This window comes from Actinoplanes sp. NPDC051494, from assembly GCF_044454705.1.
In the GTDB taxonomy this organism is placed as follows: Bacteria; Actinomycetota; Actinomycetes; order Mycobacteriales; family Micromonosporaceae; genus Actinoplanes.
In genome coordinates, this window is the sequence record NZ_JBITDZ010000007.1 from 69180 (window position 1) to 92325 (window position 23146).

At 73.5% G+C, this 23146-nt stretch carries 21 protein-coding genes; 8 read left to right on the forward strand and 13 right to left on the reverse strand.

Annotated elements, in window-relative coordinates:
* Positions 1–11: 11 nt before the first annotated feature.
* On the forward strand, positions 12–911 hold the full coding sequence (locus ACIA6A_RS23840) for an ABC transporter ATP-binding protein (protein WP_396100037.1): 900 nt from the start codon (positions 12–14) through the stop codon (positions 909–911).
* Positions 908–1705, forward strand: a complete 798-nt coding sequence (locus tag ACIA6A_RS23845; RefSeq protein ID WP_396100038.1) for an ABC transporter permease — start codon at positions 908–910, stop codon at positions 1703–1705. The genes ACIA6A_RS23840 and ACIA6A_RS23845 overlap by 4 nt, the downstream gene beginning before the upstream one ends.
* A gap of 34 nt (positions 1706–1739) precedes the next feature.
* Here the strand turns inward: ACIA6A_RS23845 and ACIA6A_RS23850 are convergent, their stop codons facing one another.
* On the reverse strand, positions 1740–2681 hold the full coding sequence (locus tag ACIA6A_RS23850) for an ArsR/SmtB family transcription factor (RefSeq protein ID WP_396100039.1): 942 nt from the start codon (positions 2679–2681) through the stop codon (positions 1740–1742).
* A 58-nt stretch (positions 2682–2739) separates the two neighbouring features.
* Between ACIA6A_RS23850 and ACIA6A_RS23855 the strand changes: the two genes are divergently transcribed.
* The 4 genes from ACIA6A_RS23855 (at position 2740) to ACIA6A_RS23870 (ending at position 7351) form a co-directional block, all read left to right on the forward strand.
* On the forward strand, positions 2740–3942 hold the full coding sequence (locus tag ACIA6A_RS23855; RefSeq protein WP_396100040.1) for an MFS transporter: 1203 nt from the start codon (positions 2740–2742) through the stop codon (positions 3940–3942).
* Positions 3879–4133, forward strand: a complete 255-nt coding sequence (locus ACIA6A_RS23860; RefSeq protein WP_396100041.1) for a hypothetical protein — start codon at positions 3879–3881, stop codon at positions 4131–4133. The genes ACIA6A_RS23855 and ACIA6A_RS23860 overlap by 64 nt, the downstream gene beginning before the upstream one ends.
* A gap of 150 nt (positions 4134–4283) precedes the next feature.
* Entirely contained in the window at positions 4284–4919 is a 636-nt protein-coding gene (locus tag ACIA6A_RS23865) for a MerR family transcriptional regulator (RefSeq protein WP_396100042.1), read from the forward strand.
* Complete coding sequence (locus ACIA6A_RS23870; protein WP_396100043.1) at positions 4916–7351, forward strand: VIT domain-containing protein; 2436 nt, start codon at positions 4916–4918, stop codon at positions 7349–7351. Before ACIA6A_RS23865 ends, ACIA6A_RS23870 begins: the two co-directional genes overlap by 4 nt.
* 26 nt (positions 7352–7377) lie before the next feature.
* On the opposite strand, the gene ACIA6A_RS23875 is transcribed toward ACIA6A_RS23870, so the two are convergent.
* From ACIA6A_RS23875 to ACIA6A_RS23885, 3 genes are read right to left on the reverse strand one after another with little or no spacing between them, the layout of a single operon-like run.
* Positions 7378–9147: an alpha/beta fold hydrolase gene (locus ACIA6A_RS23875; protein WP_396100044.1), complete on the reverse strand. Its 1770-nt coding sequence runs from the start codon at positions 9145–9147 to the stop codon at positions 7378–7380.
* A 53-nt stretch (positions 9148–9200) separates the two neighbouring features.
* The gene (locus ACIA6A_RS23880) at positions 9201–12521 is read right to left on the reverse strand and encodes a hypothetical protein (protein ID WP_396100045.1); all 3321 of its coding nucleotides are present in this window, start codon (positions 12519–12521) and stop codon (positions 9201–9203) included.
* Between the two features lie 57 nt (positions 12522–12578).
* A complete protein-coding gene (locus ACIA6A_RS23885) occupies positions 12579–13598 on the reverse strand; it encodes a hypothetical protein (RefSeq protein WP_396100046.1) in 1020 nt (339 codons plus the stop codon).
* Between the two features lie 154 nt (positions 13599–13752).
* Between ACIA6A_RS23885 and ACIA6A_RS23890 the strand changes: the two genes are divergently transcribed.
* Complete coding sequence (locus tag ACIA6A_RS23890) at positions 13753–14730, forward strand: ricin-type beta-trefoil lectin domain protein (RefSeq protein WP_396100047.1); 978 nt, start codon at positions 13753–13755, stop codon at positions 14728–14730.
* A 47-nt stretch (positions 14731–14777) separates the two neighbouring features.
* On the forward strand, positions 14778–15158 hold the full coding sequence (locus ACIA6A_RS23895; RefSeq protein ID WP_396100048.1) for a YccF domain-containing protein: 381 nt from the start codon (positions 14778–14780) through the stop codon (positions 15156–15158).
* Between the two features lie 24 nt (positions 15159–15182).
* Here the strand turns inward: ACIA6A_RS23895 and ACIA6A_RS23900 are convergent, their stop codons facing one another.
* The 9 genes from ACIA6A_RS23900 to ACIA6A_RS23940 form a co-directional block, all read right to left on the reverse strand.
* Positions 15183–15812, reverse strand: coding sequence for a DUF899 family protein (locus ACIA6A_RS23900; RefSeq protein ID WP_396100049.1), 630 nt, complete (start codon positions 15810–15812; stop codon positions 15183–15185).
* A 35-nt stretch (positions 15813–15847) separates the two neighbouring features.
* A complete protein-coding gene (locus tag ACIA6A_RS23905; protein WP_396100050.1) occupies positions 15848–16219 on the reverse strand; it encodes a hypothetical protein in 372 nt (123 codons plus the stop codon).
* On the reverse strand, positions 16209–16961 hold the full coding sequence (locus tag ACIA6A_RS23910) for a hypothetical protein (protein ID WP_396100051.1): 753 nt from the start codon (positions 16959–16961) through the stop codon (positions 16209–16211). The genes ACIA6A_RS23905 and ACIA6A_RS23910 overlap by 11 nt, the downstream gene beginning before the upstream one ends.
* Positions 16954–19935: a DEAD/DEAH box helicase gene (locus tag ACIA6A_RS23915; protein ID WP_396100052.1), complete on the reverse strand. Its 2982-nt coding sequence runs from the start codon at positions 19933–19935 to the stop codon at positions 16954–16956. The genes ACIA6A_RS23910 and ACIA6A_RS23915 overlap by 8 nt, the downstream gene beginning before the upstream one ends.
* The gene (locus tag ACIA6A_RS23920; protein ID WP_396100053.1) at positions 19932–20375 is read right to left on the reverse strand and encodes a DUF5990 family protein; all 444 of its coding nucleotides are present in this window, start codon (positions 20373–20375) and stop codon (positions 19932–19934) included. The genes ACIA6A_RS23915 and ACIA6A_RS23920 overlap by 4 nt, the downstream gene beginning before the upstream one ends.
* 35 nt (positions 20376–20410) lie before the next feature.
* Positions 20411–20902: a hypothetical protein gene (locus tag ACIA6A_RS23925; protein WP_396100054.1), complete on the reverse strand. Its 492-nt coding sequence runs from the start codon at positions 20900–20902 to the stop codon at positions 20411–20413.
* A 3-nt stretch (positions 20903–20905) separates the two neighbouring features.
* Positions 20906–21778 carry a hypothetical protein gene (locus ACIA6A_RS23930; RefSeq protein ID WP_396100055.1) on the reverse strand — a complete coding sequence of 291 codons (873 nt, stop codon included), beginning with the start codon at positions 21776–21778 and terminating at the stop codon, positions 20906–20908.
* 209 nt (positions 21779–21987) lie between these two features.
* Positions 21988–22683, reverse strand: a complete 696-nt coding sequence (locus tag ACIA6A_RS23935; protein WP_396100056.1) for an alpha/beta hydrolase — start codon at positions 22681–22683, stop codon at positions 21988–21990.
* A gap of 5 nt (positions 22684–22688) precedes the next feature.
* Entirely contained in the window at positions 22689–23039 is a 351-nt protein-coding gene (locus ACIA6A_RS23940) for an STAS domain-containing protein (RefSeq protein ID WP_396100057.1), read from the reverse strand.
* Between the last annotated feature and the right edge of the window lie 107 nt (positions 23040–23146).

A 23146-nucleotide genomic window follows, 5' to 3' on the forward strand; every position in this document is an offset into this window, starting at 1 on the left:
GGCTGGGACGCATGATCTCGGTAGACCACCTGAGCAAACGGTACGGGTCCCACCCGGCCGTGGATGACGTGTCGTTCGTCTGCGAGCCCGGCACGGTGACCGGTTTCCTGGGCCCGAACGGGGCCGGCAAGTCCACCACGATGCGGATGATCTGTGGGCTGACCGCGCCCACCTCCGGCACGGCGACCGTCGACGGCCTGCCGTACCAGCGTCTGGGCAACCCGGGGCGGCGCATCGGGGTGCTGCTCGACGCATCCGCCCAGCACCCCGGGCGCACCGGCCGGGAGGTGCTGACGCTCGCCGCGCTGACCCTGGGCGTCGACCGGAGCCATGTCGACGCGAGCCTCGAGCGGGTCGGGCTCAACCGGACCGCCGCGAAACGCCGGGTCAAGGCCTACTCCCTGGGGATGCGGCAACGGCTCGGCCTGGCGTACGCCCTGCTCGGCGACCCCGGCATCCTGATCCTCGACGAACCGGCGAACGGCCTCGACCCGGAGGGCATCTTCTGGATGCGCGGCCTGCTGCGCGAGTTCGCCGACCGGGGTGGCACCGTCCTTCTTTCCTCGCACCTGCTGCGGGAGGTCGAGGCGGTCGCGGACGAACTCGTCGTGATCGGCGGCGGAAAGGTCGTGGCCCAGGGCGGCAAGGACGAGCTCCTCGCGGCCTCGGGCACCCTGGTCCGCGCCCTCGACGCGGCGGCCCTGGAAGCGACGCTCACCCGCGCCGGGCTGTCCGCGACGAAGACGGCCGACGGGGGCGTCGTCGTGCAGGCCGACGCGGAGACCGTGGGCAGGGCCGCGGCCGCGGACGGCCTCGTCCTGCTGGAGTTGCGGCCCGCCGGCAGCGGCGGGCTCGAGCAGATGTTCCTGACCCTGACCGCCGGTGACTCGGTGAAGGAGGCCGTCCGATGACCGCCGTGCAGAACGCACCACTGACCACATCGTCCGCCGCCGCCCCGGGGGCACGCGTCAGCTCCATCCCGATGGTCCGGCTCGTCCGCGTCGAGCTGCGCAAGCTGGCCGACACCCGCTCGGGCTTCTGGCTGCTCGTGGTGATCGGGCTCGCCGCCGCCGGCACGGCCGCGATCATGCTGAGCGCCGCACCGAACGAGGAGCAGACGTTCCAGGCTCTCTTCTCGTTCGGCCTGCTGCCGGCGGCGGTCCTGCTGCCGGTGCTCGGCATCCTGTCGATGACCAGCGAGTGGTCGCAGCGGACCGCGCTGACCACCTTCACCCTGGTGCCCGAGCGGGGCCGGGTCGTCGCGGCCAAGCTCCTCGCGGGCGTGCTCATCGCGATCGCGGCGACCGTCGCGGCGGCGGCCCTGTCCGCGCTGGCGAACCTGATCGCCATCGGCATCGGCGGTGACGGGAGCTGGGAGATCACCGCCGACCAGGCCGGGCGACTGCTGCTCAACCAGGTCATCTTCGTGCTGATGGGCTCGGCGTTCGGCGCGCTGCTGATGAACTCGCCACTGGCGATCGTGCTCTACTTCGCGATCCCGATGGCCTGGTCGGTGCTCGGCGCACTGGTGAAATCGCTGGCCACGGCCGCCGCGTGGGTGGACATCAACACCACCTCGACACCGCTGAGCACGCTGACGATGAGCGGCGGCGAATGGGCACGGCTGGGCGTCTCGTGCGCGGTCTGGGTGCTGCTCCCCCTGGCGGTGGGCACGGTCCGGGTGCTGCGCCGCGAGGTCAACTGACCACCCGCGGCACCGGCTGACCGGCGTCCACCGGTCAGCCGGCGAGGAGGGCTTCGCCGAGAGCGGTCCGGCGGTACAGGATCGAGCGGCCGCTGCGGGCGCGGGTGACCAGGCCCGCGTCGCGCAGGACGGCCAGGTGGTCGCCGACCGCGCCGAGGCTCTGGGCGTGCTGGGCGGCCAGGTGGCTGGTGCTGGCCGGTTCGTCCAGAGCACGCAACAGCGTGGCCCTGGACCGGCCGACGAGTCTGTCGAGGGCATCGGGGCGAGGAGGTTCCGGGTGATGCCAGAAAGTCGCCACGCCGCCGGCGGCGTAGAGCAGGACATAGGACCTCGGTGGGTCCAGGCCGAGCCAGCCACGGGCGAACGCATTCGGGGCGAAGAGCAGGTCGGCGTCCTCGAGCTGGTGCGACGGGCCCGGCATCCGGGGTATCTCGATCCGGCCGTCCGGGTGCCAGACGAGATCGAGGCCCTCGAGGGCACGCTGCCAGCCGTAGGCGGACAGCAGGCCGGCGCGGCGCACGACGTCGCGTTCGAGGCCGGCCCGCAGGCGCGGCCAGTGCTCGGCGAGGACCGCGTCCCAGAAGCCGGTGAACGCGTCGGCGAGCAACCCGGGGTCGTGCAGCAGGGCGGGTGGGTCGGGCACGCTCAGCAGCAGGTCGCGCCGGACCACCTCGGGCGGGGTGGCCCGCATCGCCGCGAGCTCCTCCTCGATGGTGGTCTCCATGCTCCGCGGTGGGAGCGCGATGAAGTCCGGCATGTTGCGGGTGCGGTGGAGCATGCCGATCAGCGCGACCAGCACGGGGCTGGCGTCGATCGCGGCACGGACCGTGGCGCGCCAGGCCGGCGTCGGTCCGCCCGTGCCCGGGATCGCGGCCCGGCCGTCCACGGTGACCATCGCCGCGACCAGGTTGGCGATCGGGGACATACCGAAACGCGCCCGGACGAGGGCGGCGGAGCTGAGACGCAGAGTGGCCATGGTTTCGTCCTCCGGCGAAACAGTAGTGCGCCACGGGGGTCTGCACGAGCCTGGGCCCGTGGTCACCTACCGACAGATCTTCGCGCTCGCCGAGTTCCGGGCCGTCTTCGCCACGTTCGCCGTGTCGGTGGGCGCGATGACGGTCAAGATGCTGGCGTTGTCCGCGTTCGTCTACGCGCGGACCGGCTCGCCGTTGCTCTCCGCGGTGGCCTTCCTGGTCGGGTTCCTGCCCCAGGCGATCGGTGCGCTGACACTGATGTCGCTGGCCGACCGGTTGCCGCCGCGGGCCGCGCTGGCGTGGTGGCGGGCCGCGCAGGCCGTACTCCTCGGGGTCCTCGCCCTGGGGGTGCTGCCGGTCTGGGCCGTGCTGGTGCTGGTGGTGGCGGGCGGGCTGGGCGACGCCGTGGCCGGGGCGATCAGCAACGCCGTGCTCGTGGACATCCTCGACATCGGCGACGGCGCCTACGTGCTCGGGCGGTCGGTGCTCAACGTGTCCGTCGGGGTCATGCAGATCCTCGGGTACGCCGCCGGGGGTGTGCTGATCGCCACCACCGGGCCGCGTGGTGCTTTCGCGATCGCGGCCGGGGCCGGTGTGGTGACCGCTCTCCTGACGTGGGGCGGGTTACGGCGTCGGGAGCCGCGGGCGACCGGGCGGGCATCGCCGGCGGCCACCTGGCAGGGAAACCGGCGACTGTTCCGGGAGCCCCGGTTGCGGGTACTGCTGCTCGCCCAGTGGCTGCCGAACGGGTTGATCGTCGGGGCCGAGGTGATGTTCGTGCCGTATGCCGGGGATGCCGCGGGGGTGCTGTTCACGGCCGCCGCCGCGGGCATGCTGACCGGCGATCTCGTGGTCGGGCGGTGGGTCACCCCGGCGGTCCGGGCCCGGCTGGGTCTCCCGCTGTACGTGCTGCTCGCCGTCCCGTACCTCGCGTTCGCCCTGCGGCCGGGCCCGATGGTCGCGGCCGGGCTGGTGGCGGTCGCCTCGATCGGGTACGCGGCCACGCTCACGCTGCAGGAACGTTTCCTCGCCGCCGTCCCGCGGGACCTCGTCGGGCAGGGCCTCGGCGTGGCTCAGAGCGGCATGCTCACCGCGCAGGCCGTCGCCGCCACCGTGATCGGTTCGCTCGCCGAACTGGCGACGCCGGCGGCGGCCATCGTGATCGCGGCGGTCGTCTCGCTCGGGGCTACGCTGACCGTATGCCGATCGCAGCCCAGCCGCCCGGCCGACGGGGAACCGTCGATGAGCCCTACAGCGCGCTGAACCTGCGGCTCGTCCTCGCCCTGTTCGGGTTCGTCGTCTGCACCGGGCTGTCCGTCCTGCTCTTCAGCCGGGGATGGACCGTGCCGGGATGGCTGCTGGCCGGCTGGGCGGTCGTCGCGGTCGTGGACGCCGTGGTGGTCCAGCTACGGCGACGGGCCAGGGCCGGCACCGACCACTCACTGTTCGAATAGCCGCCCTCGGCGTCAGCGGTGGCGCGGCTGATCCGGGACGGGTCCGCGGTGCGCGGATCCCCCTTGCCGTCGCAGATCGTACCGGTGCGGATGAGCGCATAAACGTTGACAGTGTCACGGTGACAGTGTCAGGATGTCCGGGTGTGGACGATGGATGAGCTCGTGGACCGGGTCGGCCGGGCACTGGCGGCCGAGTACGCCGGTGCGCCCAACGGCCGGGTCCGCGACGTGCCCGACCGCCGGGCCGTCCGGTGGTACACGACGATCGGCCTGGTCGACCGGCCCAGCGGCATGAAGGGACGAAATGCGCTGTATGAACAGCGGCATCTGCTGCAGCTCGTGGCGATCAAGAGGCGCCAGGCCCAGGGCCATTCCCTCGCCGCGATCCAGGCCGAGCTGACCGGAGCGTCCGAGGACCTCCTCGCCGAGGTCGCCCGAGTGCCGGTCGCCGTGCTGACCACCGACCACCGCGAGGTCGGTGACACCCCCCACGACGTGGCCCGGCCCCGCTTCTGGACCGCGTCCCCGGCCCTGGCCGAGGCCGCGCCGGCCGTCGATCTCTCCGCGCGGCCCGGTGAGACCCGCCACCCACGGCCCGACATCTGTTTCCTACCCACCGGGGCGATGGAGATCGGCGGCATCGCCCTCGGGGGCGGGGCGATTCTGGTGATCCCGGTCCGCCCGTCCCCCGCCGATCTCGCCGCGGTGACCGCTGCCGCACAACCCCTGCTGACTCTGCTCCACGATCGTGGCCTGCTGAGAACCGATGATGGGAGCCCGACATGACCTTGTCCGTCACGCCGATGGAGCCGGCGGAGCTCGGCCGTATCCGGATCCTGCCCGATGCCGGGCTGGGCGCGCTGCGCACCGAGCGGGGCAACCTGCCGCTCGACCGCCTGGACGTCCAGGCCCGGATCAGTGGCCTGGTCGCCCGCACCACGGTGACCACCGAGTTCATCAACGCGTTCGACATCTCGCTCGAGGCGACCTACGTGTTCCCGCTGCCCGACCGGGCCGCGGTGACCGGCATGACCATGACCGCCGACGGCCGCACGGTCGAGGCCGAGCTGCAGGAGCGCGGCGCCGCGCGGCACGCTTACGACCAGGCGATCGAGGCCGGGCAGCGGGCATCCATCGCCGAGGAGGAGCGCCCGGACGTCTTCACCATGCGGGTGGGCAACATCCAGCCCGGCGAGCGCGTGACCGTCGAACTCACCATGGCCGGTCCGCTGCCCTGGGAGGACGGCGCCGCGACGTTCCGCTTCCCGCTGGTGGTGGCGCCACGGTACGTGCCCGGCACCGCGTTGCCCGGGGAGCCGGTGGGTGACGGGCGGCTGCTGGACACCGACGCCGTGCCGGACGCCTCCCGCATCACTCCCCCGGTGCTGCTTCCCGGGTTCCCCAACCCGCTCCGGCTCACCGTCGGCGTGGACATCGACACCACCGGCCTGCCGCTGGGTTCGATCCGGTCCAGCCTGCACACCGTGACGACCGCCGGCACCCGGATCGAGATCGCCGCCGGCGAACGCGCGGACCGCGACTTCATCCTGCGCCTGCCCTACGCGGGCGACGGTTCCGGCGCTGTCTTCGTGCCGGACGTCAGCACCGGCGACACCGACGCCGCGGCGGACGCCGCCGAGGGCACGTTCCAGCTCGTGGTGCTGCCTCCCGATGACGGCGACTCCCCCGCCCGGCCGAAGGATGTCGTGCTGCTGCTCGACCGTTCCGGCAGCATGGGCGGCTGGAAGATGGTCGCCGCGCGGCGCGCCGCCGCCCGGGTGATCGACACCCTCACCTCGGACGACCGGTTCGCGGTGCTGACCTTCGACCACCAGGTCGGGCGGCCCGACGACCTCGGCTCCGGCCTGTCCGACGCCACCGACCGCAACCGCTTCCGGGCGGTGGAGCATCTGGCGCGGGCGGAGGCACGCGGCGGCACCGAGCTGCTGTCCCCACTGCGTGACGGCCTGGGGCTGCTGACCGATGTCAAAGCCCGCGACCGGGTGCTGGTCCTGGTCACCGACGGGCAGGTCGGCAACGAGGATCAGATCCTCGCCGAGCTGACGTCCCTGGTCGGCAGCACCCGCATCCACACCGTCGGCATCGACCGCGCGGTGAACGCGGGCTTCCTGGGCCGGCTCGCCGCCATCGGGGCCGGGCGTTGCGAGCTGGTGGAGAGCGAGGACCGGCTGGACGACGCGATGGAACAGATCCACCGTCGCATCGGCGCTCCCCTGGTCACCGACATCACCGTCAGCGGGGTCGACACCGGCGCGCGGGCGCATTCGATCTTCCCGGGGGTGCCGCTGGTGCTGTTCGGCCGGCACTGCGGCGCGGTGCCGGCCACGGTCGCCGTGCGCGGCCGCACCCGCGACGACGAGGAGTTCCTGACCGAGATCACGGTCGAACACGGCGACGAGTCCGCGGTGACCGCGCAGTGGGCCCGAAGCCGGCTCCGTGAGCTCGAGGACAGGTACGCGGCGGGTGACCGCAGCCTGGAGAAGGAGATCGTCGGGGTCTCGCTGCGATTCGGGGTGCTGTGCCGGTTCACCGCGTACGTGGCGGTCGACAACCGGGTCGTCACCGAGGGGGGCAGCACCGAGCGGGTGACCCAACCGGTCGAGTCCCCGTCGGGCTGGCAGAGTTTCGAGTCGCACGACGCGGCGTTCCTGATGGCCGGCGGCGCGCCTCCGGTCGCCGCCGGGCCGCCCCCGGCCGGGCCCGCTTTCGCCCCGGCCGCCGTCTCCTACGGTGGGCCGCAGCCGTTCGCGGCGGTACCGTCCGGGCTCGCCCCGACGGGCCGCCCGACGCCCACCGGCCGCCCCGCACCGTCGGGCCTCCCCGCGATGTTCGGCCGGGCCGCGTCATCGGGCCGGGCGGGCGCACCTCGCCTCGCCAAGTCGGCCGTCCCCGCGAGCACCGGGCTCACGGTCGAGGACCTCACCGCGATCGTCAGGCTCGAGGCCGAACGCCTCGGCGAGGCCGCGGACCGGTCCGTGGCGCAGCGCCGCGACCTGCTCGACGACCTGGCCACCCGCCTCGCGGCCCTGCTGGAGACCATGAGCGATCCCGAGGTCGAGCCGCTGCGGGCCCTCGTCGAACGGCTGCGCGCCGACGGCGACCTGGCCACGAAGTGGGCGGACGCCCGGGAGGTGCTCGACGGCTTCCGGCCGGGTTCCTCAGCGGATCCCGGACGCAAGCCGTTCTGGAAGCGATGACCTGACGGGCCGTCACCCGCGGACGGTCAGAACGGTCCGCGGGTGACGGGCGGGCGCTGCTTGGCGGCGTCCGCGGCGGGCCGGCCCTGGGCGGCGATCTGCTCCTTGGTGACAGTCGTCAGGTCCAGGGCCGCCGTGGCGGTGGTCAGCGACGCTGCGGGGTTCGCGGTGGCGAACGGCGCCGCGGCCGTGCACACCTTGCCGGTGGTGGGGAGGGCCTTGTGGAGCAGATAGTTGTCGATCGCGGTGTCGACGCACGCCGACGACCCGTACGCGGTGTGGCCGAAGTTGTCGCTGCTGAGCAGACGGGCGTTGCCGAGCTGACCGGCCGAGCCGACCGCCTCGTAGTAGTTCGTCGCCGGGTCCCAGTAACTGCCGACCACCAGCACGGTGTTCCTGGAACGGCGGGTGAACGGGCCGGTGTAGGCGTCCTCGTCGTGGACCGTCCAGATGTCGCGGGCGCACGGCGCGCTCGCCCAGGCCCAGGCCGCGCCGAAATAGGGAGCACGCTTCGACGCCTTGGCGACCTTCGCCGGCCACGACGACGACGTCGCCGGGTGCCGGCCGTCGGTGCACATCACCCCGGCGTAGGCATCGAGCGAGTTGTCGTACGCGAAGGCGCGGTTGCGGCGCACCCGGGCGAGGGCCGCCGTGACGTCGGCCTGCGACGCGTTCTCCGCGGTCAGTGTCCACAGGTCGGCGGCGATGCCGGTGACGTCCTCGGGGGCCTGCTCGCCGTACAGCGAACTGAGCACGGCACCGATGAACGTCGCGTACGTGATCGTGGTGCCCTGGACCGTGATCGGCTTCGCCTTGAGGCGGGCGGCGAGGGCGGCGAACCGCTTGACCGGGTCACCCGCCGCGAAGGAGCACTTCGTGGTGCCGGCCAGGTCGCAGAGTTCGAGGATGCGGGCCAGGGCACGCTCGGCACCCTTGGCCGAGCCGAGCCGTACGTCCTGGATCGTGTTCCCGGTCTTCGCCGAGCCCACCCACGAGCGCGGGTTGATCACGCCGTCGACGGCGATGGTCCGGAAGCGGTCCGGGAACATGTTCGCGTAGTACTGGCCGAGGGCGGTGCCGTAGCTGAAGCCCAGGTAGTTCAGCTTCTTGTCGCCGACCGCGCGGCGCATGACCTCCATGTCGCGGGCCACCTCGGCGGTCGACATGGCCCCGGCGAGCCGGCGACCGGTGGTGGAACAGCCGACGGCCAGTTTACGTACGCTCGCCAGGTAGGCCTTGGTCTGCTTCTTCCCGACCGGGAAGGCGACGTTCATGCCCTTGAGCGCGTTGGTCTGCCGGCGGGTGTCCTTGAAACAGGCGATGTTGTCGCTCGACCCGATGCCGCGCGGATCCATGCCGACGATGTCGAAACGGCGCAGCAGCGACGAGCTGAGCACGCCGGAGGACAGCAGCGCGAACGTGGTCGCGGACGCCCCGGGCCCGCCCGGGTTGACGAACAGACTGCCGATCCTGTGCTTCTGGTCGGTCGCCTTCACCCGGAGCAGGGCGACGGTGGTCTGCTCACCGTACGGGTTGTCGTAGTCGAGCGGCACCTCGGCGGTGGCGCACTGAGCCCAGCCGTAACAGGAGTACCAGCGCAGGTCGGGAGTCTTCACTCCGCCGACCCGGCGGGCCTCGGTCGCACTGGTCCGCGCCGAGGTCGCGGCCGCCGTCACGTCCCCGGCCGCCACGGTCCTGCCCGGGGACACGGGTGCGGCCGAGGCCGGGACCACGGCGGTCGCGGTGAGGACGAGACCCGCGAAACCGGCGGCGAGCAGGCGGGAGGAGAGCGGCATGCCGCTTTCTTCGGTACGCCGGGTCGCGAGGAAAGAGAATGGTGCGGGTGCAGTTACGGTGCCGGCGTTCTCGCGTACGCGGCGTCGGCGACATCCGCGTCCGGGTGGGCGCGCAGCCGGTGCAGGGCCGCCAGCCAGGGATCGCTCCAGCCCTGCACCGTGCCGGCCTGGAACAGCGCCAGCGCGAACAGGCCACCGGCCTTGTCCTCGCGTGCTCCGAGCCGGTTCACCACCGCGAGCACGGTCGCCGGGCGGACCCGGTGGCTGTCCCGGATCACCCGGCTGCCCAGCTGTTCCGCGAGCCGGGCGGCCAGCACGGGACGGCCGGTGAGCAGATCCGATATCTCGGCCAGGCCGGCGACCAGCGGGTCCGGCCCGGTCGAACCGAGATCCACCAGCGAGACCAGCAACGTCGCCGCCAGCCCCCGGAAGCGGGGGATCCCGGCCAGGTGCAGCGCGGCGCGGCGCACGGGTTCCGGATGCTGCCACGGCCCCTGGGCGTCCTCGACCACCGACTCCAGCCGGCGCCGGGCCGGGCGGTCGGCGCGAGAGGTGCCGGGGTCCGGGTCGGCGGCGTCGCGAGCGACCAGGCGCTCGGCGACCTGCTCCAGGAAACCGCGGCCCGGCTGTGGCGGCCGGGTCAGCAGCGCATCGATGAGGCGGGCCTGGCCGGGGGCACGGAGCCCGTTCGCCGGATCGGCGCCGCAGAGCGCGCCGACGACCATCCCGGTGACATCCGGCGCCCACGGGATCCACGACGGCAGCGTCTCCCACCCGGCAGCGGCGGCTGTCCGGTCCGGGCCGGTACAGGTCGCGGCGACGAGCGGGGCGTACCGCACGCGCGCGGCACGGGTCAGCGTCCGCGGGTCCACCGCGAGCACCGCGGCGATCTCCTCCCGGGTGCCGGTGGCGGCCTCGGCGAGGATCACCCAGGTCACCGGCGACGTCCACCGGCCCCGGACGGCGGCTACGACAGCGGCCCGGAGGTCCCGGTGAGCGCCACCTTGCCGCCACACCTGCGCCAGGACGTCCACCGCGCCGGGCGGCCCGTAACGGCCGAGCAGCCGGACGGCCGCCTTACGGCTGGTCAACCGGACCGCGGCCGGTCCAGCCAGCCCAGCGGCGCCGGCAACATCCTGCGGCCTCACCGGCCCGGCCGCTCCCGCTGGGCCCGGCCCGGTCGGCACGGTCCCGGCGCCGGGGGTTCGGCCGAGGGCGAGGTCGCCGAGGTGGGTGAGCAGGTGGGACGGGGCGACGAAGCGGGCGGCGCGTTCCGCCGCGGACAGCGCCACGCGGGCGTGGTCGTCGCTCGCGTGGGCGAGCAGCTCGCCCAGTTCCTCGCCGGGGCGGTCCGTCCACGGCAGGCCGCGCAGCGCGGTCTCGTGCAGCCGCAGAAGAGACGGGTCGGTCGCCGAGGGGTGGAGGTGGACGGCGAGGATCTCACGGCCGATCCCCGGGACCTTCGCCGCGTCGGTGAGGGCCGCGGCCCGGAAGCCGGTGTCGAGGGCCGGGTCGGCGGCGATCGCGGCCAGGGCCTCGGCGTACGCGCGCCGTTGCCTCGGCAGCCAGCGGCGCACGTGGTGGGGCGGGCCGGGACGCCAGCGGGCCCGGCGGCCGACCATCAGCCCGAGCGGCGGGCCGGGCAGGACCGCGTCGAGCAGGTCGGTGCGGCGGGCGCAGACGGCCCGCCACACCGCGTCGAGCTGGACCGTCGACGGGTCCCAGGCGATCAGCGTCGCGACCCGTTCGTCACGGGTGGACGGGTCGGCGAGCCAGAGGGGGACGGCTCGCTGGGGGTGCCCGTCGCGGTCGGTCGCGGCGAGGTGCAGGAGGTCCTGGAGGTCCGGGACCGCCCAGGCCCGGCGGCCCAGGGACTCGGCGAGGGTGCACAGGACAGCGGCGTCAGCCGTGAGGTGGTGGTGCAGGGCCGCGACCACGAGGTGTTCCTGGCCGGGGCGCAGACGGTCCCCGAGGTCCGCCGGGACGGTCCCGGGCAGACGGGCGATCGTGTCGAGGGACCACCGGACCAGGGCCGGTTCGTCCGGGTGCCGTTCGAGCAGCTCCCACGGCAGGGTGCCGAGCGCCCGGCGGCTGTCGCCGGAGAGGTCCGGGGCCGCGAGGGCGTCGTCGACGATGCGGGTGAGCAGGCCGGCCGACTCCGGGCCGATGTGCCGGGCGAGCGTGGTCAGCTGGCGGACCACGTGCCGGCGTACCGGATCCTGCTCGTGGCGCAGTGCCGCGTAGCGGGCCAGGACCGCGGGCAGCACGCCGGGCTCCCGGCCGGCCAGTTCGCCCATCCGGTCGTACGCGGTGGCGCGGCTGCGGGGATCCGCGGCGCGGGCGAGCTCGTCGAGCACCGGGAGCGCCTCCTCCCCCGGCAGGTAGGCGCTCCACCGCGCCCGGTCCGTCTCGTGCGCCGCCACCTCGGGCAGCGCCAGGACCCGCCGGGCCTCGCGGTGCCGGACCCACGATGGGACCAGGCTCAACGACCGGTCGTCGAGGAAGGGGCCGGCCGGGGGCAGCGCGTCGTACAGCGCCGCCCGGCGCCCCGGAGGCAGGGCCGCCAGCATCGGACCGGGGCCGGGCCGGTTCCGGACCAGGGCGGCCAGATCCTCGATCGGCAGGTCCCGCAGCGACCGGAGCACAGCCGTGGCGGGAACGTCACCGGTGTGACCGAGCAGGAGCCGCAGCACCCGCGCCGGGGCGGCCCTCGCCGGCAGGCGCAGGTCGACCGGCGGCAGGCCCGCCGGCAGCGGGTGCCGTTCGAGCAGGTCGAGGACGAGTTCCGGCCCGGCGTGGACGCTCGCGCCGACCGCGGGCGTGATCTCGTCCCAGACGAGGGGTCCGTCCTCGGCGAGGCGGGCGGCGGCATGAGCGAGGACGGCGGATCCGTGCCGGTGGCCCAGGGCCTTCCACGAGACGACCGCCGGGGCCAGGTCCGGGAGCAGGCGTTCGACGGTCGCGGTGGTGCACGCGGGGAGGGCCAGGGCGGCTTCGCGGTCCCCGTGGCGTTCCCGCACCAGGTCGATGATCTCGTCACCGGAGCCCGGTCGTTCGCGGAGGCGGCGCAGGATCATGCGGCGGGACGCGGCCGGGGCGTCGGCGAGGAGCTGCGGAGCCGGGATCCAACCGGCTCGGAGGGCGTTCCTGACCGCCACCGCCCGTACCGATGGATCGGGGTCCTCGACGGCCCCGGCCACGACGGCGCGCAGGCCGAGCGCGGTGGCCGCGGTGACCGCCAGGAAGCGCTCGTCCGGGCCACCGCCGGCGAGCTGCGCGACCGCGGGCTCCGGGTCGTCGAGCCCGCGCAGCATGGCCAGCAGGGTGGGGACGCGGCGCGGGTACGGCAGTTGATCAAGCTCGGCGGGCAGCACCACCGCATTCTGCCCGGGCCGGCCCGCCCGGGGAGGGGCGGGCCGGTGGTCACGCGGTCAGGGAGCGGTGATCGGCGCGGTCAGGCCGTCCGGCGACGTACGCGGGTTCAGCTTGACGTCGGCCGGGACCGCCGCCGGGAAGCCGAGGCTCACGAGCTTGCCCTTCACCTGGTTCTCGGCCTGGCAGTCGGTGGTGCAGGTGGTCGGCGGGTTCGCCACCTCCGTGGCGTCCTCGCCCGTGACCATGCCCAGCCGGCCGCCACTGGCCACGTCCCAGACGCTGGTCGCACCACAGTGGTCCTTGGTCTCGGTGAGTCCGAGGGCGTTGGTGAGGTCCGGGCCGCAGGACGCCTGCGGGACCCGGGTGGCGACCTGGGCGCTGTCGCGCAGGATCAGGCCCGGGGCGGTGTCGCTGCCGATGTTGACCCGCGGGGTGACCCGGACGCAGTACTGCCCGGCGGGACCCGTCTGCGGACTGGTGCACTCCGAGCCGAGGAACTGGCCGAGGCGGGCCCGGAAGTTCGGGTTGTCGTAGTAGAACGACGGGTCCGTGAGGGTGTGCACGATCCGGGTGCGGGTGCCGTCGCCCCGGCCGACCTCCATCTGGAAGATGCCACCCTGGGCACAGTCCTTGGCCTGGATCTTCATGCTGAGGCCGCCGGGACCGGTGCGCGAGATCGTCATGTCCTCGTCGCGCAGCTCGAGGCTGATGCCGCCGGTCAGCGACAGCCCGCGGTGGTCGGGCACCTTGCTCGCGTACACCGGGGTGGCCCGTCCGCCGGTCATGTCGCCCTGGTTGGCGGCGCCGGTGAACGCGTAGTCGTAGATGGCGAACGTGGCGGGGTCCACCGTGAACCGGGTGAACTTTCCCTGCACGGTGAAGCGCCCGGCCGGCGCGGTGACCGTACCCCGGAAACGGTCCTTCTGGCCGACCTTGCCGAGGACCGCATAGCTGCCGCCGTCGCAGAACTTGGAACTCGCCGCCCGGGCCGCGGTCGGGGCGGTGATCGCGACGAGCGGGACGGCCGCGGCGAACGCCGCGAGCGCCGCGAGGCTCTTGGTGCGCAGTGATGACATGCCGGTGACTCTGTCGGGCCGGGCCCTAACCCGACGTTATTTGACAGTTAAAGCAACGCTAAGGTCGCAAGATCATGTCTGTTCGGACGGCGCTCGCGGGGGCGGGATTCGGTACCGTCCCAGCAACCACCCGACCGCTCGAGCGAAGGCCGGAATGACGCAGCAGGACGACACCGCGGACGGGGATCCTCTGCTGGTCCGCCCGTACATCCACGCCGACGCCCCACGCCCGTCCGCGCAGACCTGGCCAGCCGCACCGCCGGCGAACGACGCCGACGCCACTGTGGTGCTGCCCCGCGTGGCCGCCACGGACTCCCCCGCCGGCCGGCGCAAGCGCACCGGTGGCCGGTCCCTGCTCGCCCGGGCCGCCGGCCGATCGGTGCGCGTGCTGACCGGGAACCGCTCCCTGCTCGCCCTGGCCGGCGCCGGATTCCTGGTGCTGCTGCTGGGCGTCGCGGGACTCGTCGCCGCGAACCGTTCCGGCGGGCCCCGCACGCCGCAGTCCTTTCACGACGTCACGCTGCCACCATGGTCGACGCCGGTGACCGGTACCCCGGAAGCGACGGTCGCCGAGCCCCCGGCCCCGGCGGACGCGCCGCGGCGCACGACGGCGGACCGCACCTCGACCGGCCGGGCCACCTCGGCCGCCGCCGCCACGTCGGCCTCCTCCTCGCGGGCCTCGGCGGCACCCGCGTCCAGCACGTCCGCGGCCCCCAGCGCGAGTGCGATCGCACCGCCGTCACCGGAGATCGCACCGGTGGACCGGACCGGGATCATCACCGGGACCGGCGGGCGGTGCCTCGACCTGAACGGTGGCGTCGTCGTCGACGGCAACCACGTCCAGGTCTTCGCATGCAACGGCACCACCGCCCAGGCCTGGACCCTCGCCGCCGACGGCACGCTGCGGGTCAGCGGCAAGTGCGCCGGCAGCACCTTCGACAGCCTCGTGCGGATCGCGCCGTGCGACACCGCCGCCACCACCGCCCGATGGCGGCCCGGGACGGACGGCACCCTGGCCAACGTGGCGACCGGCGACTGCCTGACCGCACCGTCCGAGGGACGCCGGACCATCCCATGGGTACGGACGGACGACTGCGACGGTGACCCGGACCAGCGCTGGCGTTTCCCCTGAGAGGTCAGGCAATGGATCGGGGGGTGGCACGGATCGGTCATCATGGAGTGGTGCGATTGATCTTGAATGTCCTCTGGTTCGTGTTCGGCAGTGGCCTCCTCCTGGCGATCGGGTACGGCGTCGCGGCGCTGATCTGCTTCGCGCTGATCGTCACCATCCCGTTCGGCGTCGCGTCGATGCGGCTGGCCGTCTACTCGCTGTGGCCGTTCGGGCGGACCGTCGTGAGCCGCCCCAGCGCGGGTGTCGCCTCGGGGCTGGCCAACGTCCTCTGGGTGGTGCTGGCCGGCTTGTGGCTGGCGCTGGCCCACATCACCGCCGGGATCGCCCAGTGCGTGACGATCATCGGCATCCCGTTCGGTATCGCCAACTTCAAGCTGGTCCCGGCCGCGTTCTGGCCCCTCGGCCGCGAGATCGTCGACCTCGACTGAGCCGCACCCCGCGCACCCGGCCGGTCAGCCGTAGGTCGGGTGCTGGGGCCAGCCGGCCGGGGAGTCCTCCCAGTCCTGCCGGCGGCCGTACACGCTCAGGTCCAGGATGTTGTTGGTGAACAGGAGCCGGTCGACGCCGCGCGCGGTCGTGGCGTACGTGCGGTAGATGTCGTCGCCGTCGCGCAGGAACACGCTGAGCATGAAGCCTCCGCCGGCCCCGCAGTCGGCGGCGAAGGACGTGCCGTGCGACGACACGAACGGCAGGGTCCAGCCCCGGGTGATCTTGTACGCCTCGATCTGGGCGAGCGGCATGTCCGACACGGTCGCCCAGCTGATGCCGCCCGCGGCGAGCCGGTCGAGCGCGGGGCCGGGCACGTTGTCGGTGAACGCGGTGCAGCCGGGGCAGAAGTGGCCGGGCCCGTTGTCCATGAACTGGTACACGGCCAATTGTTCGCGGCCGTCGAACAGATCGGGCAGCGACCGTGGCCCGTCCGGCGTGCCGAACGTGTGGTCACCGGTGAACGCGACCATGGGCAGGCGCCGGCGCCGGGCGGCGAGGGCGTCGAGCGCCCGGGTCGCCTCCTTCTCGGCCGTCAGCAGCCCGGCCCGCGCCGACTCCCACTCGTCGAGCGTCACTACCTGCGGTTTTGTCATGGTTCCAGAATGCCCGGTGCCGGCGCGATCAGCGGTCACCGGACCGCGGTGAACTCCTCCGTGGCGTAGACACCGTCGCCGGTCTGCGGATGCCGGACCAGGACCCGGCCCATCGGGAGGAAGCCGGTCACATAGGCGTACGGGTGGGTGGCGCCCTCCGGGTCCTCGGTCAGCTCGACCAGCGTGCCCTTCTTGATCCAGAAGGGACGGTCGACGGTGATCTCGATGGGGAACGTGTCGGTGCGCCAGGCCGTGTGGGCCGCTTCCCGGGCGATCCGGCCGAGGTCGCTCGTGCACCGGGTGAGGCCGGCGTCGAACGGGCCGTCCGGGCCTTCCACGACCACGTTCATCGCGTGGTGCTCGGTGAAGTGGACCCACACGCGGACCACCGGCAGGTCATCGATCATGGGTGCCTTCTCTCGGGGGCAGGGCCAGGTAGGCCGGGCGGAGGAGTTCGGCCAGCGACCCGCCCGCGTACCGCAACGGGGGCGGATCGTGCTGGTCGAGCAGGAGGTCGGGGCGGGACGGTGCGGGCGGCGGGGGCGGCGCTGACGGCGTACCCGTGGTGTCCCAGAAGCCGGCGGGGTCGCCCAGGGTGGCGTCGGGCGGTGGCGTCTCCACCGGTGGCGGCGTCGCTGTCCCGCGCAGCTGGGTGAGGCGGGTGAGCAGCTCGGTGCGGCCCCGGCCGCGCCAGGTGAAGACGCCGAACGGGTCGGTGTCGAACGAGTCCGCCAGGGCGTAGATCGTCGCCGCGAGGTGGGCGCAGGGCAGCGGCCAGCGTTCGCAGGTGCAGTCCATGGCCACCTCGTCGAGCGAGAGCGGCAGCAGGGTGAGCCCGGCGCGGCGGAAGACCTCGTCGATGCCGTCCGGCATCCGGCCGGCGAGCAGGTCCGCGACGTAGCGGGCCTGGGACGCGAGGTCGTCCTCGAGGCCGGCCCACGCGGCGGCGCCGAACGCGCGGACCGCGAGCCGGGACCGGAACGCGGTGGTGTCCTCGGGGCCGCGGACCTGGGCGACGGCCAGGCTGCTGGAGATGCTGAGGGCGCGCACGTGCCCGGCGCGGGCGTCGCGGCGGCCGCGGGCGAAGGTGGGGGCCATCCGCAGCGCCTCGAACATCGCCACGAACGGCGCGGAGACGGGTTCAGTCACCGACGGCCTCCGGGGCGAGGCGGGCCAGGTCGCTGAGCTCGTCGGTGGACAGCGTGGTCAGCCAGCTCTCGCCGGTGCCGACCACCCGCTCGGCCAGGACGCCCTTGTCGGCGAGCAGGCGGTCGATGCGTTCCTCCAGGGTGCCGAGGCAGACGAGGGTGTGCACGCGGACGTCGCGGTGCTGGCCGATGCGGAACGCCCGGTCGGTGGCCTGCGCCTCGGTGGCCGGGTTCCACCAGCGGTCGACGTGCACGACGTGGTTGGCGGCGGTCAGGTTGAGCCCGGTGCCGCCGGCCTTGAGCGAGAGCACGAAGATGCCGGGGCGTTCGTCGGCCTGGAACGCGGCCACCATCTCGTCGCGGGCCCCGCGCGGCGTGCCACCGTGCAGGTAGCGCACCGGCACCCCGAACCGCGCGCTCAGGTGCGGCACCAGCATCGACCCGAACCGCGCGAACTGGGTGAAGCACAGCGCGCTCTCCCCCTCGGCGAGCGCCGCGTCGAGGATCTCCTCCAGGCGTTCCAGCTTGCCCGAGCGGCCGGGCAGCGCCGAACCGTCGCCGAGCAGCTGGGCGGGGTGGTTGCAGACCTGTTTGAGCTTGGTCATCGCGGCCAGCACGATGCCTTTGCGCCGGGTCTCGTTCGTCTGCTTCAGCCGTTGCAGCATGTCGTCGAGGACCGCGCGGTACAGCGTGGCCTGCTCGGTGGTCAGCGAGCACAGATGCCGGACGTGCCGCTTGGTGGGCAGGTCGTCGATCACGTTCGGGTCGGCCTTGACCCGGCGCAGCAGGAACGGCCGGGTGGCGTGCCGCAGCCGGGCCGCGGCGTCCTCGTCGCCGTAGCGTTCGATCGGCACGGCGTAGCGGTTGCGGAACGTGTGCGCGCTGCCGAGCAGCCCCGGGTTGAGGAAGTCGAGGATGGACCACAGCTCGGCGAGGCGGTTCTCCACCGGTGTGCCGGTCAGGGCGATCCGCGACCGGGCCGGGAAGCGGCGCACGGCCTTGGCGGTGCCACTGGCGCTGTTCTTGATGTGCTGCGCCTCGTCGAGCACCACCCGGTCCCACGCGACGGTGGCCAGCGCGTCGGCGTCCAGCGTCGCGGTCGCGTAGGTGGTCAGCACCACGTCGGCCCCGGCGGCGAGCTCGGCCGGCTCGGGCCGGTCGGCGCCGTGCAGCACCGTGACCCGCAGCGCCGGCGCGAACCGGGCCGCCTCGCGCTGCCAGTTGCCCAGCACCGACAGCGGGCAGATCAGCAGCGTCGGCCCGGGCCGGTGCAGGAGCAGGGCGAGCAGCTGCACGGTCTTGCCCAGGCCCATGTCATCGGCCAGCAGAGCGCCCAGACCGAGCCCGTCGAGAAAGACCAACCAGGAGAAACCCCGCCGCTGGTACGACCTGAGCTCACCGACCAGCCGCTCGGGCTGGTCCAGGAGCTCGAGCCGCTCCCCCAGCCGCCCGGACAGCAGGTCGGCCACCCAGCCGCTGCCGCGCACCTCGGTCACCGGCAGCGGCACCTGCTCGGGCGGCAGCAACCGGACCAGCCGGACCGCCTCCCCGGCGGTCATCGTGCCACCGCCGCGCCGCAGGAACTCCAGCCCGGTGCGCAGTCGTTCGGCGTCGAGGTAGACCCACCGGCCCCGCAACCGCACCAGCGGCACCTTGACGGTCGCGAGCTCGGCCAGCTCGTCGTCGGTCAGCACCCGGCCACCCAGGGCGAGCCCCCAGTCGTACGCGACGATCCCGGCCAGGTTCGCGGTCTCGTCGCGCAGCACCGGGGCGGCCGCCCCGGTGCCGCGGACCTCCAGCGCGAGCCCCAGCCGCAACGGTTCCCGCCACCACCTCGGCAGCAGCACGCCGTAGCCGGCCTGTTCGAGGATCGCGGCCTGGCCGAGGAACCGGTAGGCCCCCTCGGTGTCGAGCACCAGCTCGGTGGGGCGCGGCAGGCGCAGCGCGGCGTCGAGGTCGCCGAACAGTTTCGCGGCCCGGCCGAGCCCGGCGATGAGCCGCTCCTGCGGGCGTTGCGTCCACTGCCGCAGCGGGGCGACCGCGTCCTGCCACACCTCGGTGGCGCCGACCAGCAGGCTGGGCTCGTCGATCGGCTGGAGCAGGAACTCGAGCAGCCACGCGTCGGCGGGTTGCGCGGCCGGATCCGGCCGGCCGGGGCCGTGCACGCTGGTGGCGTCGGGTTCGTCGGGCTCGATCTCGTGCAGGTGGCCGAGCCGGAACACCACCCGGACGGCGGCCCCGCTGCTCGCCTCGGTGTGCCACTCGTCGAGCGCGTCGGCGAGCGCGTCCAGCTCCCCGGGCCGGTCCGCCGGGAATCCGCTGTCGTCGCTGCTCAGGGCCGTGAGCCAGGCGGCGCCGCCGAGGCTCACGCCGGACTCGGCGAGGCGGGTCCGGACCAGGCCGTCGACGAGCAGGTGCAGCGCGGCGTGCAGTGCGTCGGCGGCGGGCAGCCCGTCCACGTCGCCGGGCCGGGCGCGTTCGGAGCGGCAGGCCGGCGGCATCCGCTCCACCAGCTCGGCGTGCCGGGTGGCATCCGCGCCGGAGAGCACCGGCCGCCAGAACGCGCGGGGCCCGTCGGTGCGCACCCCCGGCAGCACCCGGCCCCGGGCGACGAGGTCGGCGGCGAACGCGCACACCTCGGCGAGATAGGTCAGCGACGGTGCGGCCCGCGCCCCGAACTCGTCGGCGAGCTCGTCGGTCACGAACGGCACGACCACCGCCGGCACCACCCACGGCCGCAGCCTCGGCGTCCCCCGCCGCGCCGCCAGCCCGAGCCCCGGCGACGGCAACGGCCCCGCCGAGGTGGACGGCAGCAGCAGCGTGGATGCCCGCCGCGGCCCGGCGCCGGGCGCGAACGCGAACGGATGCGCCCCCCGGCCCGCCGTGGGGGACGGCCGCGGGGACGGGGACGGTGGGGTCTCGCCCCAGACGGCGAGGGTGCCGTCGCGGGCGATGAACGCGTGCAGGACCGTCATGCGAGGGTCCAGGTGATGTCGGGTGGGCGGACCCGGGCGCAGCGGGGGCCGCCGGCCGCGTCGGTCAGGCCCAGACGGGCGGTCAGGGTCGCGGTGCCGTCGTGGGCGGCCCGCAGCAGCTCTGTCGGGATGTCGCCGAACATGAGTTTGGCCCGCCGGAAGCCGTGGAACGTCCCGCCGTCGACGGTGCCCCAGTTGAGGTACAGAAAGCGCGCTCCCGGCCGGCCGTGGACATAGGGCCCGCCGACGTCGAGCAGGTCGTCGACCTCGCGGCTGGTGACGTCGAACTCCCAGCTCACGGACGCGGTGTCGGCGGGGAACCGGTCGATCACCTCGGTCCTGCGCTGCACGCCGACGTGCACGTTGCCGCGGCGCAGGGCGTCGGCCTCCGCGCCGCCCCGACACCCTGGCAGGTCACTGCCCTCGATCCGGATCCGCACGCCCTGAACTCTAGGCCGACCCTGCGACGATCCCGCTACGCGCCGAGCGCGTCCTGGTACCAGGCGGCCTGCTCCACCGGCACGAACGCCACGTCGGCCCAGTACCGCTTCAGTGACGTGATGTCGCTCTCGGTGGCGCTCGGCTCCGGGCCGCGCGGCTGGACGGTGACGCCCACGTACAGCGGCTGCTCGACGCCGGCGACCTCGACCCGCTCGGCCCGGGCGCAGGAGCCCACGGACCAGGCGGCGCATTCCGGGACGGCCTTCGGCGAGAACGCCACGTAGGCGTCCAGCCGCCCGCCCTCGAAATGGTAGGAGCCGATCGCCGCCTCCAGATCCGTCGCGTAGCTGCCGGGGCCCATGCTGATCAGGCCGGGAGGACGCTGCGCCGGGACGTAGGCGAAACCGGTCGCATCGACCTCGACGGGCGCGGGTGCCGGGCCGGTGGTGCGCTGCCAGATCAGCGTCGCGGCCACGCCGAGCACCACGACCAGCACGAGCGGCGACCGCCATCGGGAAACGAGCACGCGTCAGCGTAGCCAGACGTCGATCAGCCCGGTGAAGTGGGCGAGGAAACGGTTCTGCTCGTGCGGTGGGTACTGCGCCCGGACCGTTTCGGCCAGCAATGTCCGGAAGGCCGGGGAGCCGACCCAGTCGTGGACGATCTCGTCGACGTGGGCGAGGTGTTCGGCGCAGAACTCCTCGTACTTCCCGGTCTCGAAGTAGTCGTCGGCCAACCGGCGATAGCGCGCGAGCTTCTCGTCGTACCCCAGGGATCTGTCGTCGGCGATCGCGAAGTAGGCCGTGGTGTCCATGTCGAGGCGGGGTCTGCGGCCGGTGACCACGCAGAAGACGGTCCAGCGCAGCAGCGCGGCCATCGCCCAGGGGAAGTAGTAGTGCAGGGAGGTCACGGCCACGTCCGGGCAGGCGTTGGCGTAGTCGATGGGGTGCACCTCGCTGCCCTTGACCAGCGATTCGCAGGAGTTGAACTCCCAGCGGAAGAACGCGTTGACCAGCCGGGAGATCGTGACGACCTCGTCGCCGACCGCCGGGGCGAGGAAGTCGTGGGCCACCTCGTAGCGTTCGTGCATGGGGCGATCGGGGCGGAACCTCATCACCATGGTCTCGGGGCCGATGGTCAGGGACCGGGCGAAGACGTCGAAATCCTCGACCGCGGCCTGCAGGTGCATGAGCATCTTGCCCGACGCGTCGTAGGCGGCGTGCAGCTCGTCCGAGTTGCGGATCTTGGAGACACCCACCCAGGCGCCGCCGTCGTACGGTTTCATGTACATCGGATAGCCCACCGAGCCGGCCAGGGCGTCGAGGTCGAACGGCTGGTTGTAACGGGCCGACGTGTAGGCCCAGCGGGAGTTGTCGAGCGGGTTCTTGTACGGGACCAGCACCGTCTCGGGACCAGGTCGTGCCGGGGCTGGTCGCGCAGGTTGAACGGTTCGATGGTCACCCGGACACTGCGGACGCGATGGGTACGCCCGTCCGGGCCGGTGATCGGGCCGACCCGGCTCAGCAGGTGTTCGTACGCCCGTGGCCAGTCGTCCTCGGCGCCCAGCAGCAGTCCGATGGTGTGCTCGACGTCGGCCATGAGCGGCTCCTCCTACATGAAGGCCCTCTGCAGCAGCGCGGTCAGGTGCGGGTCGAGAGCGGCGCGCCAGGACGCCCGGTCGTGGCCACCGTGCACCTCGGCGAGGTCCACGGTGTACCCCTGGCGGCCGAGCGCGGCGGCCATCTCCCGGTTGTTGGCGAGGTTCTCCTCCACCGTGCCGCAGGTGAGCGCGATCGGCACGCCGGGGCCGTGGTCCGCCCGGATCACCCGGCCGGTGAACCGCACGACCCGCAACCATCGGGCGAAGCCGGACTCTTGCCGGTCGAGCTCGGGCCGGAAGAAACTGCCGGACTGCAGGAACAGGCCGGCGAACATCCACGGGTGCCGGCTCTGGGCGTGCAGCATGGCGAGGGCACCGAGGCTCGCGCCGACACCGACGACCGGTCCGCCGAGGCCGAGCTCGGCGGTCAGCTGCGGCAGGGCGTCGTCCGCAAGAGCCTTCGCGTACGCCGGGCTGGCCGAATACCACTCCAGCCGGTCCCCGGGCGGCAGCAGCACGAGGTGGTACCCGGGCACCCGCCCCGAGTCGATCACCTGCTCGGTGAACGCGACGATCCCGTCGTACCCGGGACCGTCGTGAACCAGGACGGCCCGGTCCGTCGGCACCGGGGGTGACCAGACACGGGCGTCGATCCGCCCCCGGACGGCCGGGAGCGCCAGCGGGATGTCACGCCACCGGCCGGCCATCCGCGTCAGGGGGTGTAGGACTGCGGTCCCGAGGGCTGGGCGGGCAGGCCGAACATCTCGGCGAGACCGGTGATGCGCAGCTGGTGGTGCACGAAGTCGCTCGGGTTGCGCAGCACGAAGTGGGTGCCGGTCTCGCGGGCCGCGTTGTAGCCGGCGACCAGGGCGCCGACGCCCATCGAGTCCATGAACGTGACGAACGTCAGGTCGACGATCATGGAGAGCGGGCGCTGGCCGTGCAGGGTGCTCACGAAAGCGTTGCGCAGGGCGTCGACGGTCGCCGCGTCGAGCATGCCCCGCACGTCGACCACGATGGCACCGTCCGCCTGCCGGCGGGTGGTCATGACGGCCTCACCCATGGAAATTTCGTCCCCGTCCCGTTCGCTCGCCCGTTTCACGGTACAACGCGCCCGTGTCACCCGCAGGCTGCCGCACCATTCCGTGACCCGGGCGGACACCGGGTGCG

Bases quoted from the DNA above. Each gene is read 5' to 3' on its own strand.
- ACIA6A_RS23900 (WP_396100049.1), bottom strand. From the start codon at position 15,812: ATGACAAAACCGCAGGTAGTGACGCTCGACGAGTGGGAGTCGGCGCGG.
- ACIA6A_RS23905 (WP_396100050.1), bottom strand. From the start codon at position 16,219: ATGATCGATGACCTGCCGGTGGTCCGCGTGTGGGTCCACTTCACCGAG.
- ACIA6A_RS23940 (WP_396100057.1), bottom strand. From the start codon at position 23,039: ATGGGTGAGGCCGTCATGACCACCCGCCGGCAGGCGGACGGTGCCATC.
- ACIA6A_RS23915 (WP_396100052.1), bottom strand. From the start codon at position 19,935: ATGACGGTCCTGCACGCGTTCATCGCCCGCGACGGCACCCTCGCCGTC.
- ACIA6A_RS23870 (WP_396100043.1), top strand. From the start codon at position 4,916: ATGACCTTGTCCGTCACGCCGATGGAGCCGGCGGAGCTCGGCCGTATC.
- ACIA6A_RS23935 (WP_396100056.1), bottom strand. From the start codon at position 22,683: ATGGCCGGCCGGTGGCGTGACATCCCGCTGGCGCTCCCGGCCGTCCGG.
- ACIA6A_RS23845 (WP_396100038.1), top strand. From the start codon at position 908: ATGACCGCCGTGCAGAACGCACCACTGACCACATCGTCCGCCGCCGCC.
- ACIA6A_RS23865 (WP_396100042.1), top strand. From the start codon at position 4,284: ATGGATGAGCTCGTGGACCGGGTCGGCCGGGCACTGGCGGCCGAGTAC.
- ACIA6A_RS23860 (WP_396100041.1), top strand. From the start codon at position 3,879: ATGCCGATCGCAGCCCAGCCGCCCGGCCGACGGGGAACCGTCGATGAG.
- ACIA6A_RS23850 (WP_396100039.1), bottom strand. From the start codon at position 2,681: ATGGCCACTCTGCGTCTCAGCTCCGCCGCCCTCGTCCGGGCGCGTTTC.
- ACIA6A_RS23840 (WP_396100037.1), top strand. From the start codon at position 12: ATGATCTCGGTAGACCACCTGAGCAAACGGTACGGGTCCCACCCGGCC.
- ACIA6A_RS23890 (WP_396100047.1), top strand. From the start codon at position 13,753: ATGACGCAGCAGGACGACACCGCGGACGGGGATCCTCTGCTGGTCCGC.
- ACIA6A_RS23875 (WP_396100044.1), bottom strand. From the start codon at position 9,147: ATGCCGCTCTCCTCCCGCCTGCTCGCCGCCGGTTTCGCGGGTCTCGTC.
- ACIA6A_RS23885 (WP_396100046.1), bottom strand. From the start codon at position 13,598: ATGTCATCACTGCGCACCAAGAGCCTCGCGGCGCTCGCGGCGTTCGCC.